At 40.0% G+C, this 5301-nt stretch carries 3 protein-coding genes and 2 pseudogenes; 4 read left to right on the top strand and 1 reads right to left on the bottom strand.

The window, feature by feature from the left end; all coding sequences use genetic code 11:
- Window positions 1–461: pseudogene (locus F6K49_RS34665) on the top strand (ABC transporter permease); the annotation flags it as partial.
- Between the two features lie 384 nt (window positions 462–845).
- On the top strand, window positions 846–1766 hold the full coding sequence (locus F6K49_RS34660; protein WP_293020235.1) for a pyridoxamine 5'-phosphate oxidase family protein: 921 nt from the start codon (window positions 846–848) through the stop codon (window positions 1764–1766).
- Here F6K49_RS34660 and F6K49_RS34655 read toward each other — a convergent pair.
- A pseudogene (locus tag F6K49_RS34655) lies at window positions 1759–3675 on the bottom strand (protein kinase). The gene F6K49_RS34660 and the pseudogene F6K49_RS34655 overlap by 8 nt on opposite strands.
- Window positions 3676–4169: 494 nt before the next feature.
- Between F6K49_RS34655 and F6K49_RS34650 the strand changes: the two are divergent.
- The gene (locus F6K49_RS34650; protein WP_293020231.1) at window positions 4170–4388 is read left to right on the top strand and encodes a hypothetical protein; all 219 of its coding nucleotides are present in this window, start codon (window positions 4170–4172) and stop codon (window positions 4386–4388) included.
- Window positions 4389–4484: 96 nt separating this feature from the next.
- A partial coding sequence (locus F6K49_RS34645; RefSeq protein WP_293103966.1) for a Gldg family protein occupies window positions 4485–5301 on the top strand: 817 nt, incomplete at its 3' end.

Raw genomic sequence — 5301 nt, 5'->3', positions numbered from 1 at the left:
TAACGAATTGGGCTGTAGCCGTGGGTAAACTCTTGGGAGTGGTGACATTTTATAGCTTTATGGTGCTACCCTTACTTGCCTATGAAGCGATCGCATTTAGTGCTACAGACCCCCCGGTTCAACCTGTGCTACCGTTACTAGCCCACGTCGGATTAATTTTACTGGCAGCATCGGTGCTTTCTCTGGGGATGTTCATTTCTTCCCTAACTGATAGCTCAATTTTGTCAGCAATCCTCACCTTTGCGCTAGTTTTAGGACTTTGGGTGATTGATTTGATTGCTAAAAATGTTAGTGGACCCCTTGGGGAAGCCTTAGGTCATTTATCGTTGCTGGAAAATTATAAAAATCTGATTCAGGGTGTTTTGGATACTAGTAGTATAATTCTGTTTTTGAGTTACATCTTTATCGGTATTTTTCTAACTGCTCAGTCTATTGATGCATTGAGATTTCAGCGTTCTTAGTATGTAAGCATATGCTGATATCTGATAACTGATAGCTGATAGCTGATAGCTGAATGCTTTCCTCAAAACCTGACAATTTTTTACAGCAATTTATGACATCGAACTGAGGCTAGTCATTGTCAGTTAAACAACACCAGAAAAAACTGAGACAAAAACTGAGACATTTTGCTCTTGTCTTCCCAGTAGTCTGAAATTATAGAAACTTCAGGGATAGGCAACTATTGACCTAACACCCCTGACTGGTTGTATCCTGTCCGGTGCTCGGTGATAGTCTTCTTTAGCCCAAATCTGGACAGTTTTATATTTTAGATACAGACATATACAGAAATTCTGTGTATAAGAAAACTGCTGTTTTCTGTGTCACGATCCCCAAAGGAGTAGATTATGAGCTTTCACACTGGAGAGATTGCTGTTCAAACTCGGGCTGGGGTAACCGAAGAAGCTGAGAAACTCAGCTCGATGATTACTCCCGTGATCAAAACTGCTGCTCAGATGCTCCTGACAACCCAACAATTAGCGATCGCTAGTAGTGTGGATACCAATGGCTTGGTTTGGGCATCACTGCTGACTGGTAAACCTGGTTTTGTCCGAGTTTTAGATAATCAAACTGTCGAGATTAACTGTATCCCTATCGATGGGGATCCGTTGTACGAAAACTTGGCGAAAAATGGAGTACTGGGACTTCTGGTGATTGACCTAACTACCCGTAAACGCTTGCGGATGAATGGCTTGGGTAGAGTAGAAGGCAAAGGGCAGATTGTGATGCAGACCACTGAGGTATTTTTCAACTGTCCCAAATACATCCAGCTGCGTCATCTAGAGACTGATATCCCTGAGTCAACGCAGCCTGAAATTCGCAGCTTTGAGGCTTTGACCACAACCGAGCAAGACTGGATTACCCAATCTGATACCTTTTTCATTGCCAGTTTCAATCCAGAAACTGGCGCAGATGCCTCTCATCGGGGTGGATATCCGGGATTTATCCAGGTGATCAGTGATCATCAGCTAGTGTTTCCCGATTATGCTGGCAATAATATGTTTCAAACCCTAGGTAACCTGACAGTGAATCCCCGTGCTGGTCTGCTGTTCATCGATTTTGAGCGAGGCAATACCTTACAACTGACCGGAACAGCCGAGGTGATTTGGGATCAGTCACAATTCACTACCGTTCCAGGAGCGCAACGGTTAGTGGAGTTTCATATTGAGCAGGTCTTAGAGACAACTAATGCTAGCCCTATACGCTGGCGCTTTGGAGAGTATTCTCCCGCTAATCCTGCTGTTAAGAAGGAGAGTCTTACTACTTAACTCTGATTCCTTTTGTTTTGAGAGTGATTAGTCTAATTAGTGGATTATAAGTATAAACACGACGAAAACTAAGTGTAATCACTGAGGCATTAGGATCTAGTGGTTGTTTTAAGGTGATAGAACCTTTAGTTGGTATCCTAGAAGGCATCACTGTTCCATCCCAACTAGAGCCTGAATAACCTCTATAAGTATTTCCTAAATTATCAACGGCGATAAAATCGGAAAATCTGCTATCTTTATTAGTGTAATTATAAGCTTTAAAATAAATTTTTAATTGGCCATTTTTCCACTTTTCTAGTTTCTCGACAACGAAGCGAGCGCCATTAACTTTTGGGGATGACCAATAATTTATAAAAACTTGAGGTATTTCGTTTTGCCATTCAGCAATTAATCGTTGTGCTTCTTGATAAGATGGCGTAGCGTTATGAATCCGTTTGGCGATGGATATTGCTTGACTATACTGTCGCTGATTAGCATAGTGATTTGCCTTGATGATCAGCTTTTCTCCTTGTATTTCTAATTCAGCAGCTAGTCTTTCTAATTCAGCATATTTTAGTTTTGTTTCAGCAGTTTTAATAATTTGGATTGCTTGGTGCTGGAAACGTTCAGCCTTAACCTGTGCTGCCATTGCTTTGGCTTGTTGCCATTTACGTTTTTTTAGGTCTTGTTGAGCTTTTTTAATTAAATTTTGATCACTTTGCCATTCTTTCCATTGAGTAATTAACGTTTGTGCTTCTTCGTAACTATTACTCTCAGCAGGTATTTTTTTTGCTTCAGTAATTGCTTTATATATAAGTCGAGAGTTATCTACTAGTTTAGTTGCTTTATTTAGTTGTGCTACAGAACAGTCATTTAAGAGGCATATCGATTTTTCATTGATGCTCAAAAACTCCGGAACGTCTTGAGCTAAGTTAATACATTTTTCATAGTCTCCATTTATCAAATGCTGTTGGATTTTACTTACTACTAGTTGCTCAATTTGGTTTAATCCATAGGTAAGACCTAACCCTAAAGTGATTACAGTAACTATAGCATAACTTAGTCGTTTATTCAGGTTATTTACTTTGAGATTGTTGCTAAACTCGGCTAGTACTTTTCTTTGAATTGGCTGTGGGGATGGAACCGATTTAAAAATACGTTCTAGATTGGCAAGACGCTTTTTAGGGTCAGGTTCTACCATCTTGTCTAGGTAGTCAAGAAATTCTTTGCTATAACCTGAAGCTAAATGCCTGAATTTTAGACGATGATTGCTTAAATCAATTAAATTACTAATTTCAGCCGTTTTAATTCCCGTAACCAAACAAATAAGTGTCACTCCTAAACTATAAATATCTGATGCTTTATTGAGGGGTTGATTATATAATTTTTCTGGTGGCATAAATCCAGCTGTGCCAGCCATCGTAGTACTTCCATAAATTGAACCATAGGCAATTTTAGCTAAACCAAAATCAATTAAGTAAACCCGCATTTTGTAATCTAACAAAACATTTTATGGTTTAATGTCTCGGTGAATTATCGGATTATAAAAATGTTGGATATAATCCAAAATTTCGAGAATTTGAACTGCAATTTGCTGAATTTGCTCTGGTGTAAAGCTTGGGTATGCAGACAAAGGTTGAGCGTTTTTGTACTCCTGTACCAAACAAACACCACCCTCAGGAGCAAAGGAGTCAAGATACCGAGGAATCCTAGGATGGTGTAACTGTTTTAGTACCTTAATCTCACTTTCAATAGATTGGTAACCATGCCAGCTACTGTTAGATTGAGCAAATTGAAATAGCTTAATTACAACTTTTTGCTTAGTTTGAAGATGGATGGCTTGATAAGTTACTCGACCACTGTGATAGTTCTGACCTAATCGTTTTTTGACTTGGTAGCCATAGTTAGAAAAATCAGGAAATTCGCTCATTGAATGTAGGTTTGTGCATCAGTTATAAAATGTATACGCTTTATATTACTCCAACTTAAACAAAATAATAACGGATTGAATTTTAAGTAATTGACACCCCAAGTCTATTTAGAGTTTGGGGTGATAGTGACCTGAAAGCTAGAGCTGGTAAGTATTGTGGAGCAATTGTAGTCCCCATAAATTTTATACAAACCTTATATTCAAGCAAAGCCTTTATACAAAGTTTACAAAAAAACTATGAAGGATAATCTTTTTATGGATAAAAATAGTGTAAACTTATTTACCAATTTATACACCCAACTAATACACCCAACTAATAGTGTGGCTGGATGTGTGGAATGACTATAGCAAAGGAAATAGGGAATAGGGAACAGGGAGTAGGGAGTACGGAATATGGCATCAAAAATTATCACAATTCCTACACGGCTCCCTAGACTGAGTGCTGAGTGCTGATAGCTGATAGCTGATAGCTGATAGCTAAATAATTAGGACTTATGAAAATTAGTTATTTTAATTTTCGACTCTATAGCGATCGCATTACTACCGTCTTAAGTTCCATCGGATGCTCTCAAACAGCCGCTACGGGATGCTCAGCGCTGCTACGCGATCGCATTACTACCGTCTTAAGTTCCATCGGATGCTCTCAAACAGCCGCTACGGGAACCCAGGATTACCCGGTGAAGTTCCATGGGATGCTCTCAAACAGCCGCTAGGGGAACCCAGGATTACCCTGTCAAACCCCCTAATGCCTAACGCCTAAGCCTAATGCCTAATACCTAGGGGGTTAAGCTGAATGCTTACAATCAGTAATGATAGTTGCAGCTGCCGTGAGGTTTGAGATGAAGACAAGCAAAACCAAGAAGTATCTCCTTTACCTTTTCTGGCTCGGGCCACTACTGACCATGGCGGGAATCACTGTCAGGATTATGACTGAAAAATGGTCCCCAGACGCATTAGGGTTACTGATTGCTGGTATTGTCATTAGTCTTGTGGGGCTAGTATTTTTAGCCCAGTTGGCTCCGAAATTCTGGCAAAGCCGTTCTACCCAAGTCGGAACCAATGCTATTATTTCTACCGTAGCTATGTTAGTGATTTTGGGGCTGATTAACTTTTTAGGGGTGCGCTATACCCAACGGATCGATTTCACAGAAAATAAGTTATATACTCTGTCACCCCAGTCCCAGCAAGTGGTGCAAAATTTACGACAGCCCCTTAAGGTTTGGATCTTTAATCCACAACCCAATCCAGATGACCGAGAGTTGTTAGAGAACTTTCGTCGGTATGGGTCAAACTTTGAATTTCAGTTTGTTGACCCTCAGCTAAAACCAGCACTAGCTCAGAAATTTGGTGTTCAGTCTATCGGAGAAGTTTATCTACAATATAAAGACAAGCAACAATTATTGCAAGCTGTTAATGATACCCAACCTCTGTCAGAAGCTAGTCTTACTAGTGGTATCGAAACCCTGACTCGGGAAATTTCGGTTAGGGTTTACTTCCTCCAAGGTCACGGAGAAAAATCCTTAGCAGAAGTAGAAGGGGGATTATCTGAGGCAGTACGTGTTCTAGAGGATAAAAATTTTACGGTTCAACCCCTTAACCTAGCTGAACGCTCAGAGGTTCCAGCCG

The organism is Moorena sp. SIO3I6, assembly GCF_010672095.1.
This window is presented reverse-complemented; position numbering and strand designations above follow the sequence as displayed.